This window comes from Bordetella genomosp. 7, from assembly GCF_002261265.1.
Taxonomy (GTDB): Bacteria; Pseudomonadota; Gammaproteobacteria; order Burkholderiales; family Burkholderiaceae_B; genus Bordetella_A.
Genome location: NZ_NEVK01000007.1, coordinates 210149 through 229549 on the forward strand (window position 1 = coordinate 210149; position 19401 = coordinate 229549).

The following is a 19401-nucleotide window of genomic DNA, read 5'->3' on the forward strand; positions in this document are numbered from 1 at the left end:
GATGGCTATCATCGGCACTTGCGCCCGCGCTTGCCCGCGCGCGATGTATCGGAGACCTTCCTGATGAGACTCACGGTTCTGCCCCGCCCCGACCAGCCGGCTGCCTCGGCAATATCCGCAGTGTTCCAGGCCCCCGGCGGCACACTGGGTCGCTCCCCCGACACCGACTTGCCCCTGCCGGACGCCGACCGCAGCGTATGCCGGGTGCAGGCGGCGGTGCGCATCAGCCACGGCGCCTGCTATCTCGTCAACCTCAGCAGCATGGGCGCGGTAAGCATCAATGGCCGCGCCATCGGGCGCGACCAGGAAGTGCCCCTGGCCCCGGGCGACGAACTTGTGATCGGGCCCTACCGGATCCAGGCCGAAGACCCGGCGGCCGTCGCCGCGGCGGCAGCCGCCCCGGCGGCCGTCCTGGCCGAGCCCGACCCCTTGCTCGAAAGCCCGCTGCTGGATGACGCGGAACTTGCGCCCGCGGCGGCATACGCATCGCATCAAGACGCCCCCCCTGCGATTCCCCCGGCGCGCGTTGCGGCCCCCGCCTCGGGTCCGGTTAGTGCCGCCGGGCCGACGCCCGCCCCCGTTGCAGCCGAAGCCGCGCCGGCGGCCCAGGCTCCGGCCGAACAAACTTCCGCCCCGCCTCGGGACACAATCACCACCGTCCAGGAGTCTGACTCGCGCAGCGTGTCAGACACCCCAAAAGCGCCCGACACCCCTACGGCACCCGCGCCCAGCGCCGCTTTCCCGGACGCCGCACCCACCGGCTTTGCTTCGGCCGGCCAGCTGCCCCAGGCGCCGCTGGACGACCTCGACCTGCCGCTGGCCGCCGAACCCGCGCCGCCGGCAGACGCCGCGTCCGACCCTTTCAGCGATCTGTTCGGCCCCGGCACCTTGCCGGTGGGCAGTGTGCCCGACGTGTCCGCGCACCCGTTCGACCTGGAATCGGCGCAGGTGCGCAACCCCGAAGATCCCTTGCGCCAGCTGCCGCGCGGCGACGCCAACGTGCGGGGCCCCCTGCGCGATCCGCTCGACGCGCTGGGCGACAACGCCGAAGGCGCACACAATGTCTTCTCGGATTCCACTCCTTCGACGCTCCCTTCACACGACCCGCTGGCCGGACACCGCTCCGACCCGGTCACCGACACACTCACCCCGCGCCAGCAGGACGACGATGCGCGCGCCGCGCGCGACCACCTGCGCGAATACGGCGCCTACCTCCGGCCCGCCCGCGTCCGGCAGGAAGATCCGGCCGATCCGTCCGGCAAGCCGCCCCGCATATAGCGGCGCGGCATTGCATTACTCATAGCGGTAACGGAAGTCGCCGTCGGCGGCTTCCAGCTTGACGGCGCGCACCGTGCGCCCGTCCATCGACGCCGTCAGCAGCTCGCGGCTGATCTGCGGCAGCACGGTGTTCGTCAAGATCGCATCGACCATGCGCCCGCCCGACTCCACTTCGGTGCAGCGGGCCACCACCAGTTTCGTCGCGTCAGGGCTGACGTCCAGCGCAATGCCGTGATGGTCGTGCAGCCGCCGGCGCACCCGCTCGAATTGCAGGTCGACGATGCGCGCCAGCATGTCGTCCGACAGCGGCAGATACGGCACCGCCACCAACCGGCCCAGCAGGGCCGCGGGAAACGTCTGGAGCAAGGGCTCGCGCAGCGCCGCCGCCAGGCCTTCGGCGTCGGGCATCAGCGCAGGGTCGCGGCACAAGTTGGCAATGAGTTCGGTACCGACGTTCGAGGTAAGGATGATGATGGTGTTGCGGAAATCGATATAGCGGCCTTCGCCGTCCTCCATCCAGCCCTTGTCGAACACCTGGAAGAAGATCTCGTGCACATCGGCATGGGCTTTTTCCACCTCGTCCAGCAGCACCACGCTGTAGGGGCGGCGCCGTACTGCTTCGGTCAGCACGCCGCCCTCGCCATAGCCCACGTAGCCCGGCGGCGCTCCCTTCAGCGTAGATACGGTATGCGACTCCTGGAACTCGCTCATGTTGATCGAGATAAGGTTCTGCTCGCCGCCGTACAGCGCTTCGGCCAGCGCCAGGGCCGTTTCCGTCTTGCCCACGCCGCTGGGGCCGCAAAGCAGGAACACGCCCACCGGCTTGTGCGGATCGGTCAGCTTGGCGCGCGAAGTCTGGATCCGGCGCGCAATCGCCTCCAGGCCGTGACGTTGCCCGATTACCCGCTGCTCCAGCGTATCGGCCAGGCGCAGCACCGATTCGGCCTCATCGCGCACCATGCGCCCTACCGGTATGCCCGTCCAATCGGCCACCACCGACGCCACCGCCGCCGCATCCACGGCGGGATAGATCAGCGCCGACTCGCCCTGGCGCTGCGCCAGCTCCTGCTGCGCCTGCGCCAGCTCTGCGCGCACCTGCTCGGGGTCTCGCGCCGACGAAGCGGCAGGCGTGCCGTCCGTGCGGCCGGCCTGCGGCTCGTCCGCCCCGGCCGCAGGCGCTTGCTCCGCCTGCCGGGCATCCTCCAGCGGCGCACCCTGGTCCAGCTCGCGGCGCAACTCGAAAACGCGCGCGGCCAGCGCCCGTTCGGCTTCCCAGCGTCCGGCCAGCTCTTCCTCTTGCGCCCGGGCCTGCGCCAGCGCCGCTTCTACCTGCGCCTCGCGCCCTTCGACGCCCGCGCCCAGCCGCGCTTCTCGCGTGGCAATGCGCAGCTCGATCTCCAGCGCCTCGATGCGCCGGCGCGCGTCCTCCAGCGCGGCGGGCACCGCGTGCTGGCTTACCGCCACGCGCGCGCACGCCGTGTCCAGCAGCGCGACCGCCTTGTCCGGCAACTGCCGCGCGGGGATATACCGGTGCGACAAAGACACCGCCGCATCGATCGCCTCATCCAGCAGCAGCACCTGGTGATGCGCCTCGAGCGTGCCCGCCAGTCCGCGCAACATGCCCAGGGCACGCGGCTCGCTGGGCTCGTGTATCTGCACCACCTGGAAGCGGCGAGTCAGGGCGGGGTCTTTCTCGATGTACTTCTTGTATTCGGACCACGTTGTCGCGCCGATGGTGCGCAACTGCCCGCGCGCCAGCGCGGGCTTGAGCAGGTTTGCCGCGTCGCCGGTGCCCGCGGCGCCTCCTGCGCCCACCAGGGTGTGGATCTCGTCGATGAACAGCACGATGGGGCTGGGGCTGGCCTGCACCTCGTCGATCACGCCGCGCAGGCGCTGCTCGAACTCGCCCTTCACTCCCGCGCCGGCCTGCAGCAGACCAATATCCAGCAAATACAGCGATACGTCGCGCAACGGCGGCGGCACATCGCCGCTGGCCAGCCGCAACGCCAACCCTTCCACGACGGCCGTCTTGCCCACGCCGGCCTCGCCGGCCAGCAGCGGATTGTTCTGGCGGCGCCGCATCAGAATATCCACAATCTGCCGGATCTCTTCGTCGCGCCCGGACACCGGATCGATTTCGCCGGCGCGCGCCCGCGCGGTAAGGTCCACCGCGTACTTCGACAGCGCCGAACCGCCTTGCGCGGCGCCCTCCGCGGGCGCGGCCTCTGCGGCCTGAGCGGTCGCGTTCTCGGGCGAGCCGTGCACAATATCATCCAGCTGCTCAAGCAGCACGTCCGGCACAATGCGCGCAAACTGGTCCGACATGCCCAGCACGACATTGCGCAGGGCATAGGTCTTGACCAGCCCGGCCATCAGGTGTCCGCCGCGGATGCGCCCGGCCCCATAGCGCAACGACCCCAGCACCCACGCGCGCTCCACCGCGTGGTCGATGTGTTCCGACAGGTCGGACACCGACCCTGCGCCGCGCGGCAGCTGGTCCAGCGCCTGCGTCAAATCGGCCTGCAGCCGCCCCAGGTCGACATCGAAGCGCCGCGCAATGCGGTGCAGGTCGCTGTCCTGCGTGTGCACGATCTGGTGGATCCAGTGCACCAGTTCCACGTACGGGTTGCCCCGCAGCTTGCAGAACGACGTCGCGCCCTCCAGCGACTGGTACAGCAGGGGGTTGAGTTTGCCGAAGAGATCAATGCGGCCAATGTCGGACATATCGTTGTAGTTCCCGCGAAAAATACGGTTCAATCCGGCCGGGCGCAGCCCAGCGACACCACCACGCTGCCCTCGCCCACCAGCTGTTCGTCGCTGGCCAGGGTCAGCGTGCGCACCCCGGACTCCTTCAAGCGCAGCGAGCCGCTTTGCAGAAAGCTGCGTTGCGCGCCGGCGAGCTCGACCTGCGACGTGTATGTGGCAATAGCCGATTTGCAGCCGCAGTGTCCGATGGATTGCCTGACGTTGAATCGGGCCTGGAGAAGCACCTGGCCATCAGTAGTGGCGCGCATGCCGGGATCAAGCGTCACACACTGCGCCAGCGTGTTGTCCACCTTGATGGCCCCGGCCGCGTGTCCGGCCGATGCGCACAGCCCGGCCGCCAGCACAGCGGCCCGCCGCAACACACTATTTGCCAAGCGTGCCTCCGTCGGCCGGGCCATCGCCCGCATACTCGACCTTGATGACCAGGCTGGCGCGCTGCCCACCGCGCGCGTATGTGCGCAGCAGCGGAAAAATGCGCCCTTCCACCTCGATGCACCCTTGGCTATAGCCCCTGGTGGCGTCGTGCAGGTAGAACCCCGCGCGCACTGGCGAGCACCGATTGCGGGTGGCGGTGTCGGCGGGCTCCAGGCGGGCGCGGCGCGCCCCCCAATTGATCCAGAACGCTTCGCACTCGCCCGCCTCGGGGCCGCGCGGAACAGACTGTATCCCCCACGCCGGCTTCAGGTTGCATGCATTGCGGCCATCGTCCCTGGCCACCCCCTGCTCCGCCAGATACAGGCGGTAGTAGCCCGGCGGCACGGCCCCGTTATCCGCGGCGCACGCCAGGGCGGATCGTTGCGATCCCGGCAGCCCGCTGGCGGCGCGAAACGTTCCGTGGCCGGGCCAGTTCAGCCGCTGGCCGTCATAGATCATGTCATGGTTCACGCGGTCACCTCCTGTTTGTGCCGATGCCGGGCCGCCCGCCGCGCGGCGCGGTCACGCGCTTCGTAGTCCAGCAGTACATCGCGGGCGTCGCCCTGCGCGGGCCGGCGCCGGCCCAGCCAGGACGCCAGCCCCAGCGGCTGCGGCGCGCCCAGCTTCATGCCGCGCACCTCTTCGCGCCTGAGCACCGGGCGCACGTCCCATGCGAGTTCCACGCCGATATAGTCGCGCACCCAGTGCAGCAACTGCTGCGAGCGGCGGCCGCCAGGCAGGAAACTCGCGTAATCGGCGCCGCCGAGCGGGCCGAGTTCGATACGAAATTTGTGCTGCGCGTCGCGCACCGCCGAACCCAGTATGGTTTCCCGCCCCAGCCCCTGGCTGCCAGACAACGACAGGCGTTGCGACGGCTCCAGGCGTATCCACTGCGGCACGAACTCTGCAATGCGCACCGGCACCGAAAAAAAAGTCTGCAGGATGTGCTTCAGGCCCTCGGGGTTGCGCGTCTGGCGGGTCAGGTGCCCCGCCATGTAGAACTTGGCGTGGTCCATCACCGAGTCGCGGCGCATCAGCGACGGCATGCCCATGTGCAGCAGGCTGGCCACGTAGCGCGTAAAACGCTCTTCCCTGCGGTCCAGGCTGACGGTGCTCTGCGCGTCGGCCCAGGCCCGGTAAAACAGCAAGATCAGGCGATGATGGAAAACATCCGCGAACGCCGACAGCGTGGGGTCGCCGTGATGCTGCATGCGCTCGCGCGCGTATTCGGTCAGGTGCAGGGGCAACGGCCCGTTCGGGCCGAACAGCCCGAAACTGTAGATAGACAATTCCGGCGGGCGGCCCGCACGTGCCGGCCGCACCGACGCCAGCGTCGACGGCGCAAACGCCATGGACGGCTCCTGGCGCATGCGCACCGGTTCGTTGCGCGGCACCGTATCGCGCCCCAGCGGCGCGCGCGCGCCCGCCCGCGCATCGATCCAGCGCAGCACATTGAACAAGTCGTATGCGTACGGCGCCTGTTCAAGCGCGCGCCAGAAGCCGGGCGGCAGCCCGCTCAGGCCGGGTCCCGGCGCGGCGTCGCCCGCGGGCGCGGGCGTGCCGGCGGACACGGCCACCGGCGCTGCAGGCTCGGTCGCTACACTGGCCACGCCTACCCCATGTGAATCTGCTTGGCGTCCACCTTGACCAGGCTTTCGCCGGTCACCATGGTGTACGACGCGTGCAGCCGCGCGCTCTTGTCGGCGCGGTAGTCCAGCGACCCGGCGCGCACGTGCTCCACCTCTTCGGCGGCGCGGAACGTCACGCGCGACAGGAACGACAGGCGGTCCATGACCGCCTCGTAGGTCTTGCCGATCAACCGCGTGGCGCCCACCGTGGCGTTCACCTCGGCGCCCAGGAACTTCATCTTTTCCGTCACCAGCTGGGCATCCTGCGACTGCAGCTTGAACGCCTGGGTCTCGACGTCCACCGACTTGCGGCCCGCCAGGCGCACGCCCTGCGCGCTTTCCAGCGACACGCTGCCCGAACGCGAGCGCAGCACCAGGTCGCCGGCGGTTTCCAGCTGCGCCAACTCCGGGCTGGCCTGTTCGATCACCGCAATGAGATAAACACGCGTGGGATCGGGCCCGCTGATCAATACCTGGTCTCCCGGCTGGGGCATCAGCAGGCAGCTGGCGGCCTGCCTGGCGTGCCAGGTGCGGCCGTCGCAATCCACGGCGAAGCTGCCGTCCGGTTCGCGCCGCCTGACGGCGCCGATCAGGTGGACGGGATCATAGACGGGGTAATGGCGTTTGACGGCAGCGCTTGTCATGGCGGGTTCCTTGCGTTTGCGCGGCCTATACGGCAGGCCGCGCGCCCATGCGGGGCTTCCAGCGGGCGATATCGCCGCGCTGCAATGTGGACAGAATCAATTCCGACATCATGTTGATCGACACATGCCGGGCGAAAAATTGTTCGAGCACCGCCCCGAACAGATACGGGCTGATGCCGGAAAAAGCCGTCTCGTCGACCTGCAGCCCGATGCGCACGCCCCGGCCATAGACAATGGGGCCCGGCACCGGCAGGCGGTGATGCATCGGCTCGGCCACCACATGCCGCACGCCGGCGATATGCTTGCGCACGACCGGGTCGGCCAGGTTTCCGTATACCTGCAGCATCTCGCGCAGCGTCTGCGCGCCCTGCTCGGCGTCCAGGTCTACCAGGCTCAGGTAATTGAGGCCCAGATGGCTGATCAAGTGCCAGGTTGCCGCGTTCTCGGCCAGCGCGGCATGGGGCCGCGTGGGCCCGTGCAGCACCTTGATCGACGCCACGGGCGCCGACACGCGCAACGTCAGGTCGGTATCGGTGCCCAGCGGCAGCAGCATCGCCAGGTCGCGGTTGGTGCACAGCGTCTCGAGCGTCAGGTGGCGAAGCTGCCCCGAGAACGGCGCCTCGTGTCGGTCGACCAGCGACACGAACACCTCGCTGCCCGTGTAGCCCGTACGGGTACCGTTGCGCTTGGCCTGCTCCGACAGCAGCCGCGGCTCGCGGCGCATCGAGTAATAAGCGCCGTAGTCGTCGGGGTCGCTGCCCAGGGTGCCGTAGAAAGACCTGAACTCCTGTTCCGGCCGCTCCGCCGACGCATGGCCCAGCACGCGGGTCAGCGCAAACACTTCGTAATCCAGCGGCCGGGTGCGGTCTATCACCACATGGTATTCGTTGGTGCGGGGCGTCACCGCAATGCGGTCGGCCCGCTTCGGAAACAGATTGATCACCGGCGCGCAATGCAGCGCCAGGTGTTCGGCCGCGATCGCCCCTTCGAGCTCCGGCGCGGCCGTCGAAAACAGCAAGGTCAGGTCGAACGTCCGCGTTTCGCGGCGCGCGCCGCCAGGCAGCGGCGGCGTGCGCAGGCCGCGCTTCAGGTCGTTCAGGCTGAAAAACAAGTAGCGGCGCGGAAACGCGAAATATTCCTGCAGCAGGCGATAACCCTGGAACACCCGCGCATCGGCGGGCAGCAGCGCCTGGTCGTCCGAAAACCCCTCGTGCCGCACGCAGGACGGCGTCAGCTTGTTGATCCAGCTCACCGGGCGTGCACTGTCGTGGCCCAGCACCGCCACCGTATGGCCCATGATCACTTCCAGGAGCCGCTGCATGGGCAGGTCCTGCCCCGCCAGGTGGAACACCAGCTGGTCCAGGTCCATGTCTTCGAGCCGCACGCCGCCGCACACTTCGATGCGGATGCGCAAGGCGCTCAGCACGCGGCCATTGCGCCCGCCCAGGCCCAGCCGCGCCAGCGGCAGATCGGGTGGCGTGCCGGTGAATTCGGCCTCTACCACCCGCAGCGGCCAAAGCCGCACGTCATGGCCGGTCATGAATTCGCACGGGGTCTGCTCGCCTCGCGGCACCTTGCCGCGCAGCAGTGTGCCGCGCGGCAAGTCAAAGCCGCGCGCCAGCGTGCCTTCGTTCATGCTGGGCGTGAACCGCACGATTGCCATGGCCGGCGTCGGCGCCAGGTAATTGGGGTAGACCACCTCCAGCAGGCGCTGCGAGAACCGCGGAAACTCCGCATCCATCTTCAGATGAATGCGCGCGGTCAGGAAGCTGAAACCCTCGAGCAGGCGCTCGACATACGGATCGGCCACCTCGGTGCCGTGCATGCCCAGGCGGCCGGCCACCTTCGGGTACATCTGCGCAAACTCGGCCCCGAGCTCGCGCATGTACACCAGCTCGCGGTTGTAATAATCGAGCAGGCGCGCGTCCATCAGGCCGCGCCTCCCAGGTCGCGCAGGTCCATGTGGCCGCTTTCCAGGTCGATATCCGTGCGAAACAGAAACTCCATGGGGTGCGGCACGCACCACAGCATGCCCTTGATTTCCAGGCTCAGTACATTGTGGTGTTCCAGCGTGCCCGTATCGGTCACGCAACGGACTTCTACTGAAGAATCCAGGATGCGGGGCTCGAATGCCGCAATGGCATTGCGTATCGAGTCTTCGACATCAACCCAGTCGATCTCCGACATCCGCTTGCCCGCCATGGCGTGCACCCCGAAATTCAGCGCCGAATCGGGCACCTGGGGATACGGCGACAGGTCATCGGTCGTTTGCAGATTCACCGTATTGAGCAGCCAGCGCAGGTCGCGCAGCACCGCCATGCGCAATTCCGCATGTGTCAGCATGGCGGCATCACGCACTTCCTGCCGCCGCGAAGGCTCGTTGTCGGTCAGGCGATCCAGCAAAGACGGCTGCAGCCGATCGCGTGCCACCCGTTCGCTGCGTGGCAGTTGATTCCATGGCCGCAGGCCTCTCGCCTCGGTCTGCTCCATATCAACGCGTCTCCAGTACCCGCACGTCCAGCAGGGCATGTTCGCCCTGGTCGGTGATCCACATCTTCTGGCCCAGCCCCAGATAGCTGTCGTCGTGCAGGGCCTGCCAATCGGTCATGCGCCCCAGGCGAACGGCCTCGGGCAATTCCGCCAGCGCCTGGCCCGGCGGCGCAGGATAGCGGGCGGGCACCAGGCCGAGCTGCGTGCGTCCGTCATCCAGCGTGATCTCGGCCTGCGCCCACACGATGTCGCTCAGGCCCTCCGGCGCCAGCAGCCGCACCGAACGCAGCGCGCTGAACGGCAGCCAGCCATAACGGCCATTGGAAATGAACTCAAAAACAGGCCCCAGCCTGCTGTCGCCGTCGGCGATCCATTCATACGCCGCCGGTTCGCCGGCGGCATTCTGCAACTGCCCTGCCCGCGCCTGGGCAGCGTCGTAGGCGCGCGCGCGCAGCTGCGCCGCCTGTTCCGGGTTGTCGGCGTCGAGCCGCAATGCCTGCAGCATATCGGCAAACCAATCCGGCGCGGCGCCGAAAAACGCAGGTTCGCCCTGGCCTTGCAGCACACTTTCGCGCTGGCGTTCAGCCGCGATGGCCTGTTCGTAGATCAAGGCCATGGGCTGCGCCTGCTTATTGAACTGGGCGCACAGCTTCAGTTGGTCGGACGCGCGGCTCCAGTCCCCTTGCACGGCCATCAGCTGGAACAGCTGGGCGCGCAGGTCGGCATCGGCCGGCTGGCGACGGATCCGGCCCTGGATGTCCTCCAGGTGCTGGGACAAGCTGCTTTCACGCAGCGCGACGGTGGGTTTGGTCATGAAGGCACCGCGGAAAGAAACGAAAAGCCGGCGCACGGCTTAGAGCCGCGCGCCGCAGAAAGAGAAGCCAGGCCAGGCCTTAGCCCACTTCCTTGTTCTGCTTGATGTCCCAGGCAACCAGGCTTTCCGCGCCCTTGCCGCCCTGCTCGGTCTGCTCCCAGTATTGCTGCTTGACCTTGGCGGCCTGGAACGCGTAGTTCACCACCACGGATTCCGAGTTCAGCTCGCCCGACAGCTGCACCGACGACACCAGCACATCTTCCAGGGTGATCTTGGTGTACTCGACCTGCTGGCCGCCGGCCTTGCAAACCGACAGTTCGATCCTGCTCAGGTGTTTGCCGCTGGCGCAGTGCTTCATGACGGCCGGGGCCGCCTTGTCGATGCGCGCAACGACATGCAGGTCGTTGAAGCTGGCTTTGCCGGCGCCCAGGCCGCCGCCGCTGGCCATGTTGCCGGGTTGAGTGGCGCCCCACGAAAACGAAATGATGTCCGTCCAGTTCTTGTGGTTGGCGTCCTTCGACTCGCCGTTGGCGCCGTCGATTTTCATGAACATGTCAACAGCCACTTCTCTCTCCTAAGTTGCAGTCACGGCACGATGTGCCTTGAAAAAAATGCCCATCAACCGTCGTTCTTCTTCAACGACGGAAGCTTGGACACAAGGCGCAGCGACACGGTCAGCCCTTCGAGCTGATAATGCGGCCGCAGGAAAAACTTCGCGGAGTAATAACCGGGGTTGTCTTCGATTTCCTGAACCTGGACCTCGGCCGCCGCAAGCGGCTTGCGCGCCTTGGTTTCCTGGGACGAGTTGACGGGGTCGCCGTCGACGTAATTCATGATCCAGTCGTTGAGCCAACGCTCCATGTCGTCGCGCTCGCGGAACGAACCGATCTTGTCGCGCACGATGCACTTCAGGTAGTGGGCGAAGCGGCAGCAGGCAAACAGATACGGCAGCCGGGCCGACAACTTGGCGTTTGCCGACGCGTCGGCATCGTAGTATTCGTGCGGCTTCTGCAGCGACTGCGCGCCGATGAACGCGGCAAAGTCCGAGTTCTTGCGATGCACCAGCGGCATGAAGCCGTTCTTGGCCAGCTCGGCCTCGCGCCGGTCGCTGATGGCGATCTCGGTGGGGCATTTCATGTCGACGCCGCCGTCGTCCGTGGGGAAGGTGTGGCACGGCAGGTTTTCCACCGCGCCGCCCGACTCGACACCGCGGATCGACGTGCACCAGCCGTACAGCTTGAACGACCGGTTGATATTGGCCGCCATGGCGTATGCCGAGTTGGCCCAGGCATAACGGTCGTGGTTGGCGCCGTCGGTGTCTTCCTCGAAATCGAACTCGTCCACCGGGTTGGTACGTGCGCCATACGGCAGGCGCGCAAGAAAGCGCGGCATCGCCAGGCCGATGTAGCGCGAATCCTCCGACTCGCGCAGGCTGCGCCAGGCCGCATATTCGGTGTTGGTGAAGATCTTCGTCAGGTCGCGCGGGTTCGCCAGTTCCTGCCACGAATCCATCTGCATCACGTTGGGCGATGCGCCGGCAATAAACGGGCAGTGCGCCGCCGCGGCAATGCGCGCGATCTCGGTCAGCAACTCGACATCGGGCGGGCTATGGTCGAAATGGTAGTCGCCCACCAGGCAGCCGATGGGCTCGCCGCCGAACTGGCCGTACTCTTCTTCGTATACGCGCTTGAAGATCGGGCTCTGGTCCCAGCCCACCCCTTTGTGGCGCTTGAGCGTACGGCCCAGTTCCTTTTTCGAGATGCACATTACGCGGATCTTGAGCAGCTCGTCGGTCTCGGTGTTGGTCACCAGGTAGTGCAGGCCGCGCCAGGCGCCTTCCAGTTGCTGGAACTCGGGATGGTGCAGCACCAGGTTGATCTGCTCGGACAACTTGCGGTCGATCTCGGCGATGATGGCCTGGATCGTGCGGTAGGCGTCCGACGACACCGCCACGCCGCTGTTCTCCAGAGCCTGATGCGCCAGCGTGCGTACGGCGTGTTCGACCGCTTCGCGGGCCTGTTCGGTCTTGGGCTTGAATTCTTTCTTCAGCAGCGCGGACAGGCCGTCCGCCTCCAGGGTTTCGGTAGTGCGGGCATCCGCGCGCTTGGCCACTGCAGTCATGGCGATCTCCGTTATGGTTTATTTCGCGGCCGGATCGGCTTCGGACTCGTCCGCCCCGGGGCTGGCGCCATCGCCCTTCGAGGCAGCATCGGGGTTGGGCGCCGCCGCCAGGGCGTTCATCAGCGCAGGGTTCTTCAACACTTTGCCGATCAGCTCTTCGGCGCCGGCCTTGCCGTCCATATAGGTCAACAGGTTGGCCAGCTGGGTGCGGGCCTCCAGCAGCTCATTCAGCGCGCCGACCTTGCGCGCCACCGTCGCCGGCGAAAAATCGTCGATGCTCTCGAAGGTGACATCCACGTTCAGGTTGCCCTCGCCCGTCAGGGTATTGGGCACCTGGAACGCCGCGCGCGGCTGGATCGACTTCATGCGCTCGTCGAAGTTGTCGATGTCGATGTCCATGAACTTGCGTTCGGACACATCCGGCTGCGGCTCCGCCGACTTGCCCGCCAGGTCCGCCATCACGCCCATGACAAAGGGCAGCTGAATCTTGCGCTCCGCGCCGTAGATTTCGACGTCGTATTCGATCTGCACGCGCGGCGCGCGGTTGCGTGCAATGAACTTCTGCCCGCTGCCCTTCAGTGTCGTTGCCATGTTCGTTCTCCTGTCCTGGTATCAGTGCGAATACGCGGGCGCATCACGCGCCAGGTCCGCCGCCGGCATCCCTGGGCAGCCAGGCCTCGAACTGCTCGAGGCCCTGCGGCGCCAGATTCTTCATAATGTCGTGAAAGCTCATCGAGATCAGCTGCTGCGCCCGCCGTATCAAATACGGAGCCGGGTGGCTGGGCTCATGCACCTCGAAATAAGCGCACACCTTGGCGAGCATGGCCGCCGCTTCTTCGCGTGTCTGGATCTGCGCGTCCTGCCAGCGCATCGCGGGCGCGGCCGCCTGTGCGGCAGGGGTCTCCGCGCTTTCGGCGATTGCGTCCCCGGTTATTTCTTCCGGCTGCGGCGCGGTGCCGGAATCATGCAGCACCTGCAGCACCATATCGAGCGTGCGCAGCGTCCCGGCGTAATCCGGCACCCATTCCTGGCCAAGGCGGCTGGCGACCTGCTGCTGTATGCGGCGCAACGACTGCGCGGCGGTGACAACCGCCTCGAGATCGGCGTCCTGCCGCAGCGAAGCCTGGCGCAGATGTTCTACCAGGCGGGCCCGCCCGCCGGGATAAAAATCGGGATCCGACCGGCTGCCGTCCAGCACCGACTCGGCATCGCGCAACGACAACTGTCCGTGCACACCATTTACCAGACGGCTCGATCGCGCGCTGCGAGCGCATCCGGCCACGTCGCCCAGCGAAGCCAGCGCATTGATGCGCGGCATGGGATCGTCTTCGCCCACGCTGTCCAGCCGGGGATGCACCGACTCCCAATAGCGGTCGAGCGTGTCGGCCACCAGTGTCACGCCGTCGGCGTAGCCGGGCAGCCCGCGCGTCTCGGTCCACGCCTGGGTCAGGTAGCCCATGATGCGCACATCGCGCGTGCGTTCCAGCAGGCCGCGCGCCAGCTTCTCGACCTCGCGCCAATCGGGAGGCTGGGCGGGAATGATGGTCGAGCCGAACTGCTGTTCGCTGCGCTCCACCGCAGCTTGCTGCAGTTGCAGAAACTCGGCGTCATATTCCAGGTCTTCACCACATGGCAGGCGAGGATCCAGAGCGGTCAGAATGTCGGCAAATTCCATGATCCCTGTCGCATAGGGATAACCCCGATACGTTAAAACAGCCCATCTCCGGCTAACTGCCGCGGAAATCCGAATTCTAGGCAGAGCATGTGTTATTTCCTGCAATCATTAACAGCTACTGTTGTTTCTTACTTTTTAATAACAATTGACAACGAATTTGCACAACTCGCGTACAGGGAAAAACAAATATTGAAACAATAGGGCCGGCCTGCGTGCCCGCCTTCGCCCCGTCGCAATACGCCTGGGCGCGCCCGTATGCGCCCTTTTTTATCTATATAAGAGTCTGCGGGGGCCACGGTTACGACAACGTCGTTGCACCCTGCGCACGGGTGACGAACGTCGCTACATCGGCTTGACGGTCATTAAATAGAAGATCGCCACGAAAGCCACAAAAGCCACCACGCCCAGCGCGAACCAGGCGCGGAAACAGCGCCAGTAGGCCGGGGGCAGCGGCTGCCTGGTGGCAGCCGCATGGCGCGCCAGGTTGCGCATGCGTATCTGCAGCCATACCACCGGCAGCCAGCACGCAATCGCCATGATGTACAAATGCACGGACATGCGCACCCAGCCGACGTCCCAGCCCATGCCCGAAATCCGCATGAGCCAATAGCCGGTCAGGGGCTGCGCGACGGCGGTCGTGGCGGTAAAGAGCCAGTCGGCCACCACGACGTAACCCGCCACCGACGCCACAGTGCGGGCATCCCGTCCGAGCGCCGCCGCCAGGAAATAAAACGCGCTGCCGATACCCGTGCCGAACAGCACGGTCGAAGACAATACGTGTAGCCACTTCGCTATCGCGTATTCCATGGCCGCTCCAGTTCATGTAATAGCCACAGCAAAGCCAACAGTGGCAGATTCTTCAAAATCGGGCCGTACGGGTGCAGCCAGAATTCCGGCAACCGCAACGTGATGATCGCCGTGTAAACAAGTATCAGCGATGCCTGCGCGGCCCACACCCAGCGCAGCCGCCGCGACATCAATACCAACCCGCCCAACGCGATATCCAGCCAGGACGCCATCTGCAGCGCCAGCGGTTGAATGGCTTGGGGAACCCCGGCCCGTTCCAGTAGCGCATAGCTGTCTTGCACCGGATACACCCCCAGCGACAGGATGCCCGTCACGATCCACAACATGGCCAGGCTTAGCCGGGCCACCGGCAGCCACCACCCCAGCTGCGCCTGCGTGCGCAGCGCCGGCGCGCAGGCCGGCTCGATAAACCGGCTGACGTCGCGCGGCAGGCGCCCCAGCAGGCTGCGCAGTGGCGCTACGTCGGCGCTGTTCCCCCTGCGAAGCATCTGCAATGCGGCAGTGTCCAGCAAAGCGCCCGGCAGCAGGTTACCGATGCGGGCCAGCAGAGCAATGGCCTGCGCCGGTACCGGCACAAAGCGGGCGCGCGGCAAGCCCATGCCCCGACGCAAGCCCGACATGAATTCCCGCCAAGACAGGGCCCGGGGGCCGACCAACGCGATGCGGCGTGCCGGCAGCCGCGCGATGCCGACAAGGGCAACGATGGCTGCTGTGACGTCTTCTATATGTATAGGCTGCAGGCGCGCCTGGCCCAGATCGAGCGCCGGCACCCACGGCATGCTGGCCAGCGTGCCGAATAACGCCGCGCTGGTGCCGCCCGGCCCGTAAACCAGTGAAGGCTGCACCACGACTGCATCCAGCTTCAGCGACAGCAGGTAATCGTCGGCGGCCCGTTTGCTCAAGTGGTAGGCGCTGCCGGCCTGCGCATCCGCCCCCAATGCCGAAACCTGGATCACGCGCCGCACGCCCGATTGGACGCACGCTTCGAACACCGCGCGAGGCGCGATGTCGTGCAACTGCGTAAACCGCTGCCCTCGCGACTCGCGGAAAATACCGACGGTGTTGATAACCACATCGATGCCCCGCAACACCGGCACGACCTCCTGCGCATGACGCACCTGGTTGAAATCCAGCGCCCGGTGTTCGATATCGCTTGTGCCTTCGCCGGGCGCGCCGCGCGCCCCTGCCACCACGACATGCCCGGCGCGCCGCAGCGCCTCTGCCACGTGGCGTCCGAGAAACCCGCGGGCGCCCAGCACCAGTATCTTCATGGCCTGCGCTCCCGAAGCAATCGCGCACCATCCGTTACAGCGCGGCTATGCCGCGACATGCAAGCTGAAGGCTGTATCCACCACCGGGAGCACGCATGGGCCGCCTTTCGTACAGCATCCGACAAGCCATGGCTTCGGGCAGCGTCGCCAGCATCGTCTCTACGGCTGTGCTGGCCGGCTGCGGCACACGCGACTGCCGCAGCGCCTATGCGCCTGTCAACGCGGTCAGCCACTGGCTGTGGCGCGACACAGCTGTGTACCAGCAACGCGCCACCCTGCGCTACACCCTGGCCGGTTATGTCATCCATCATGCCATGTCTATCTTGTGGGCGGTCGCATACGAGGCCTGGCTGGGCAAGCGGCCGCGGCCGGCATGGCAAGCCTGCACCGCTGGGCTCGGCGTCGCCGGCGCGGCCTGCCTGGTCGATTTAAAGGCCACGCCACAAAGGCTGACGCCCGGCTTCGAAAGGCGACTGTCCGGGCCGTCGCTGGCAGGCGTATACGTCGCCTTCGGCATCGGGCTGGCGCTCATGCGCATCGTCCGCCGCCACTAGCCGCTCTCTCCGGTGTGCGCATCGCGGGGCGCGATACGTATCCGGTTGTCCACCTCGGTCACGCCGCGCGTCTCGCTCGCGGCATCCTCTACAGCATGCTTGATCCAACGTGACGGCACCGTGCCGCTGAGCGACACCTTGCCGCCCTCCACCGCCACTGATACATCGCCCACCTCGAGCCCGCTGCGGCTCAGGCGTTCGCACAGATCATCCTGGATGTATTCGTCGGAACGCACATAGCCCTTGGGGTAAACCGGGCGACGCGGCTGCGTCTGGTAGGGAAAGGTCAGCCCCGAGCGGCCGGGAAAATGGCCCTGGCCCACGCCCTGGCCCTGCCACTGCGGGTCGTCCTTCCAGCTGTCGGGCTGTGAATAGATGTCGCGCGTCGCATCACGCGCATGTTCACCGGCCACGGGGTCATCGTAGCGGCGGTTGTATGGGTCGCGCTCGTCGGTATAGGTGTTGCCTCCGGCGGGATATCCGGAATTGGAACTGCGGTCATGATTGCGCCGCTTGGGTTCGGCGTCCGGCAAGTCGTTCAGGCGATAGCGCATCGCGGGCCTCCATCGCAATAAGAAAGAGACACGCCGACCTGCAAGCTGCGTGCCCGCCGCCGCGCAGGCATGCGGCTTGCGGCGCCTCACTGCTCTATGTCCCTGTCGGAGACCCGCCATGCCTGCCAAATCCCAAGCACAGCAAAAAGCCGCCGGCGCCGCGCTTGCCGCCAAGCGAGGCGAACAGAAAAAAAGCGACCTGAAAGGCGCTTCCAAGTCCATGTATGAATCCATGGACAAAAAGGAACTGGAAAAAATGGCGTCCACGCCCCGCCACGGCAAGCCGCAACACAAGCGCGACTCGTAGGGCCGCCGGCGCCGCAGCGCGCTGTGATACGGTAGTTGGTCTTTCACTGCCAACGAGGCCGCATTATGTCCCGTATCAAGCGCCTGCCCGCCGCCGCCGACTTGCCATTGTCCCGCGCCGTACTGGCCGGAGGCTTCTGCTTTCTGTCCGGCCAGATCCCCCTGGACGCCAACGGAAATGTCGTGCGCGGCGACATCGCCGCCCAGACCGAAGCGGTGCTGGACCGCATCAGCGAAACCCTGGCCAAGGCAGGATGCCGGATGAGCGACGTGGTGCGCGCCACGGTATGGCTTTCCGACCTGGGCCTGTTCGGCGAATTCAACAAAGTGTATGCGGCGCGCTTCGGCCCCGCACTGCCGGCACGGTCCACTGTGCAGGCACGGCTTTCGCGCGACGTCGACATCGAAATCGAAGTGCAGGCGCTGCTGCCCGAGCGCCGCATTCCCGGCCCGGGCTCAGAAGCCTGAACCGGGCACGGGCCACGCGCGCGGCGCCACAAGGCGTCGCGCAGCGTTCCGATGCAAGGCCGGACTACCCGGCCTTGCGAAACGCCAGCACGGCGTTATTGCCGCCCATGCCGAAAGAATTACTCAGTGCCACGCGCAACGCGGGCAGCCGCCGCGCGCCTTCGGCCACATAGTCCAGATCGCATTGCGGGTCCCCGCTGGCGTAGAAAAGCGTAGGCGGCACGACGCCGTTGTGCACGGCCATGGCCGTGACCGCCGCCTCGATGGCGCCCGCCGCGCCTATGGTGTGACCCACGGCGCCCTTGATACTGCTTACCGCCAGGCGCCGGGCGTGGTCGCCGAACACCTGCTTGATGGCGGCCGTTTCGATCCGGTCGCCGGCCAACGTCCCGGTGGCGTGGGCACTGATGTACTGCACCTCGGCGGCATCCAGCCCGGCGTCGACCAGGCAGCGCAACATCGCCAGCGCCTGGCCCCTGGGGTCCGGGCGCACAGGGTGCGTTCCGTCGTTGCTCACACCGTAGCCGCATAGCTCGGCGATCACAGGCGCGCCCCGGGCACGGGCGTGGGCCTCGGATTCCAGCACCAGCATCGCCGCGCCTTCGGCCAGCGCAAAACCAGTACGCCTGTGGCTGAACGGCCGGCAATAGCCTTGCTGGCCCTTGTCGGGCTCGGCGCACAACACATGCAACTGCCCCCACGCCGCCATCAGCATCGGCGAGAACATCGATTCGGCTCCGCCAGCTATCGCAACATCGAGATATCCGTCGCGTATGCGGCGGTAGGCCTCGCCGATGGCGACCGCGCCTGCCGAACATGCCGTGGCATACGTCTGCGCCTCGGCGGTGGACTGCAGTTGCTGCGCGATCTGCGCGGCCAGGGCCTGCGGCATCACCGCCGGCACCACCAGCACCGGCCGTTTCGGCACGATCTGGTGGTACGCCTCTACGGCTTCGCACAGCGTCGTGACGCCACCGATGCCGGTGCCGGCGAATACCCCGCACTCGGACTGCGGGCCCGCATCCAGCCCGGCGGCAGCCAGCGCCTGCATGGCGGCGTAACGGCCCATCAGAGTGACACGGTCCAGCATCCGCGCCTGGCCGGGATGCAGCCCGACATCCAGATCCTGTTCCACATAGCCCACGCTCCTGGCGATACGCGGGTCCGGATGCCTGCGGATGCCGCACGCCGCCGCATTCAGCGCATCAAAAGACGCCTGGGCGGAACTGCCCACGGGCGACACCATGCCAGCCCCGGTCACGACCACTCGCCGGCGCGTCATGGCGACACCTGCGTCGTATTGGCGGGCCGGCGTGCGTGCACCTGGCGCATATACGCCGCCAGGTCGTCCAGGTTGCGTGGAAACACGCTGGTGAATTCCTGTGCGCCGACATGGTGTTCCGCGGGCAGCATTTCATCGGTCGACAGGCCGAACTCCGTCTCGATCTCCAGCAGTATTTCCAGGATGGCCAGTGAATCGAACTGCTCGATCACACTGGCGAAGGCGTGGTTATCCAGCAAGGGGGCGGGTTCACAGCGGCAGGTGCGCGCAATGATGGCAGCGAGCTTCTCGCGCAGCACCGGGGTATCAGGCAGGGTGGCCATAGAAGT

21 protein-coding genes are annotated in these 19401 nt (G+C 66.6%); 4 read left to right on the forward strand and 17 right to left on the reverse strand.

Annotation, left to right across the window (positions count from 1 at the left end; genetic code table 11):
• Positions 1-63: 63 nt before the first annotated feature.
• A complete protein-coding gene (locus CAL19_RS15590; RefSeq protein WP_094797301.1) occupies positions 64-1278 on the forward strand; it encodes an FHA domain-containing protein in 1215 nt (404 codons plus the stop codon).
• A gap of 15 nt (positions 1279-1293) precedes the next feature.
• Here the strand turns inward: CAL19_RS15590 and tssH are convergent, their stop codons facing one another.
• The 14 genes from tssH to CAL19_RS15660 form a co-directional block, all read right to left on the reverse strand.
• Positions 1294-4002 (reverse strand): type VI secretion system ATPase TssH, encoded by a 2709-nt coding sequence (tssH, locus tag CAL19_RS15595; protein ID WP_094797302.1) that lies wholly within the window; start codon positions 4000-4002, stop codon positions 1294-1296.
• Between the two features lie 29 nt (positions 4003-4031).
• Complete coding sequence (locus CAL19_RS15600) at positions 4032-4418, reverse strand: DUF2195 family protein (RefSeq protein ID WP_170940371.1); 387 nt, start codon at positions 4416-4418, stop codon at positions 4032-4034.
• Positions 4408-4929: a DUF2778 domain-containing protein gene (locus CAL19_RS15605; protein WP_026639041.1), complete on the reverse strand. Its 522-nt coding sequence runs from the start codon at positions 4927-4929 to the stop codon at positions 4408-4410. The genes CAL19_RS15600 and CAL19_RS15605 overlap by 11 nt, the downstream gene beginning before the upstream one ends.
• The gene (tssG, locus tag CAL19_RS15610; protein ID WP_419670177.1) at positions 4926-6029 is read right to left on the reverse strand and encodes a type VI secretion system baseplate subunit TssG; all 1104 of its coding nucleotides are present in this window, start codon (positions 6027-6029) and stop codon (positions 4926-4928) included. The genes CAL19_RS15605 and tssG overlap by 4 nt, the downstream gene beginning before the upstream one ends.
• A 41-nt stretch (positions 6030-6070) precedes the next feature.
• The gene (locus CAL19_RS15615) at positions 6071-6730 is read right to left on the reverse strand and encodes a DUF3540 domain-containing protein (protein ID WP_026639039.1); all 660 of its coding nucleotides are present in this window, start codon (positions 6728-6730) and stop codon (positions 6071-6073) included.
• Positions 6731-6755: 25 nt separating this feature from the next.
• A complete protein-coding gene (gene tssF / locus CAL19_RS15620) occupies positions 6756-8660 on the reverse strand; it encodes a type VI secretion system baseplate subunit TssF (protein ID WP_026639038.1) in 1905 nt (634 codons plus the stop codon).
• The gene (gene tssE / locus CAL19_RS15625) at positions 8660-9220 is read right to left on the reverse strand and encodes a type VI secretion system baseplate subunit TssE (RefSeq protein WP_051423696.1); all 561 of its coding nucleotides are present in this window, start codon (positions 9218-9220) and stop codon (positions 8660-8662) included. Before tssE ends, tssF begins: the two co-directional genes overlap by 1 nt.
• 1 nt (position 9221) lies before the next feature.
• Positions 9222-10034, reverse strand: a complete 813-nt coding sequence (locus tag CAL19_RS15630; protein ID WP_094797304.1) for a type VI secretion system accessory protein TagJ — start codon at positions 10032-10034, stop codon at positions 9222-9224.
• A 79-nt stretch (positions 10035-10113) separates the two neighbouring features.
• Positions 10114-10599, reverse strand: coding sequence for an Hcp family type VI secretion system effector (locus CAL19_RS15635; RefSeq protein WP_026639035.1), 486 nt, complete (start codon positions 10597-10599; stop codon positions 10114-10116).
• A 53-nt stretch (positions 10600-10652) separates the two neighbouring features.
• Positions 10653-12155 (reverse strand): type VI secretion system contractile sheath large subunit, encoded by a 1503-nt coding sequence (tssC, locus tag CAL19_RS15640; protein WP_026639034.1) that lies wholly within the window; start codon positions 12153-12155, stop codon positions 10653-10655.
• An 18-nt stretch (positions 12156-12173) separates the two neighbouring features.
• Entirely contained in the window at positions 12174-12746 is a 573-nt protein-coding gene (tssB, locus tag CAL19_RS15645) for a type VI secretion system contractile sheath small subunit (protein WP_026639033.1), read from the reverse strand.
• A gap of 43 nt (positions 12747-12789) precedes the next feature.
• On the reverse strand, positions 12790-13830 hold the full coding sequence (tssA, locus tag CAL19_RS15650) for a type VI secretion system protein TssA (protein ID WP_026639032.1): 1041 nt from the start codon (positions 13828-13830) through the stop codon (positions 12790-12792).
• Positions 13831-14172: 342 nt separating this feature from the next.
• Positions 14173-14637, reverse strand: coding sequence for a DUF2269 family protein (locus CAL19_RS15655; protein ID WP_094797305.1), 465 nt, complete (start codon positions 14635-14637; stop codon positions 14173-14175).
• On the reverse strand, positions 14622-15908 hold the full coding sequence (locus CAL19_RS15660) for an SDR family oxidoreductase (protein ID WP_094797306.1): 1287 nt from the start codon (positions 15906-15908) through the stop codon (positions 14622-14624). The genes CAL19_RS15655 and CAL19_RS15660 overlap by 16 nt, the downstream gene beginning before the upstream one ends.
• 95 nt (positions 15909-16003) lie before the next feature.
• On the opposite strand from CAL19_RS15660, the gene CAL19_RS15665 reads away from it, so the two are divergent.
• The gene (locus CAL19_RS15665; protein ID WP_094797307.1) at positions 16004-16462 is read left to right on the forward strand and encodes a hypothetical protein; all 459 of its coding nucleotides are present in this window, start codon (positions 16004-16006) and stop codon (positions 16460-16462) included.
• On the opposite strand, the gene CAL19_RS15670 is transcribed toward CAL19_RS15665, so the two are convergent.
• On the reverse strand, positions 16459-17016 hold the full coding sequence (locus CAL19_RS15670) for a BON domain-containing protein (protein ID WP_170941550.1): 558 nt from the start codon (positions 17014-17016) through the stop codon (positions 16459-16461). The two genes, CAL19_RS15665 and CAL19_RS15670, sit on opposite strands and share 4 nt — an antisense overlap.
• A gap of 118 nt (positions 17017-17134) precedes the next feature.
• Here CAL19_RS15670 and CAL19_RS19640 point away from each other — a divergent pair, with 118 nt between their 5' ends.
• Both CAL19_RS19640 and CAL19_RS15675 read left to right on the forward strand, forming a co-directional pair.
• Positions 17135-17323 carry a DUF3008 family protein gene (locus tag CAL19_RS19640; protein WP_026639028.1) on the forward strand — a complete coding sequence of 63 codons (189 nt, stop codon included), beginning with the start codon at positions 17135-17137 and terminating at the stop codon, positions 17321-17323.
• A 65-nt stretch (positions 17324-17388) separates the two neighbouring features.
• Complete coding sequence (locus CAL19_RS15675; RefSeq protein ID WP_094797309.1) at positions 17389-17790, forward strand: RidA family protein; 402 nt, start codon at positions 17389-17391, stop codon at positions 17788-17790.
• Positions 17791-17854: 64 nt separating this feature from the next.
• Here CAL19_RS15675 and CAL19_RS15680 read toward each other — a convergent pair whose 3' ends face one another.
• The gene (locus CAL19_RS15680) at positions 17855-19072 is read right to left on the reverse strand and encodes a beta-ketoacyl-[acyl-carrier-protein] synthase family protein (RefSeq protein WP_094797310.1); all 1218 of its coding nucleotides are present in this window, start codon (positions 19070-19072) and stop codon (positions 17855-17857) included.
• A complete protein-coding gene (locus CAL19_RS15685; RefSeq protein ID WP_212589906.1) occupies positions 19069-19395 on the reverse strand; it encodes an acyl carrier protein in 327 nt (108 codons plus the stop codon). Before CAL19_RS15685 ends, CAL19_RS15680 begins: the two co-directional genes overlap by 4 nt.
• Positions 19396-19401 lie beyond the last annotated feature (6 nt).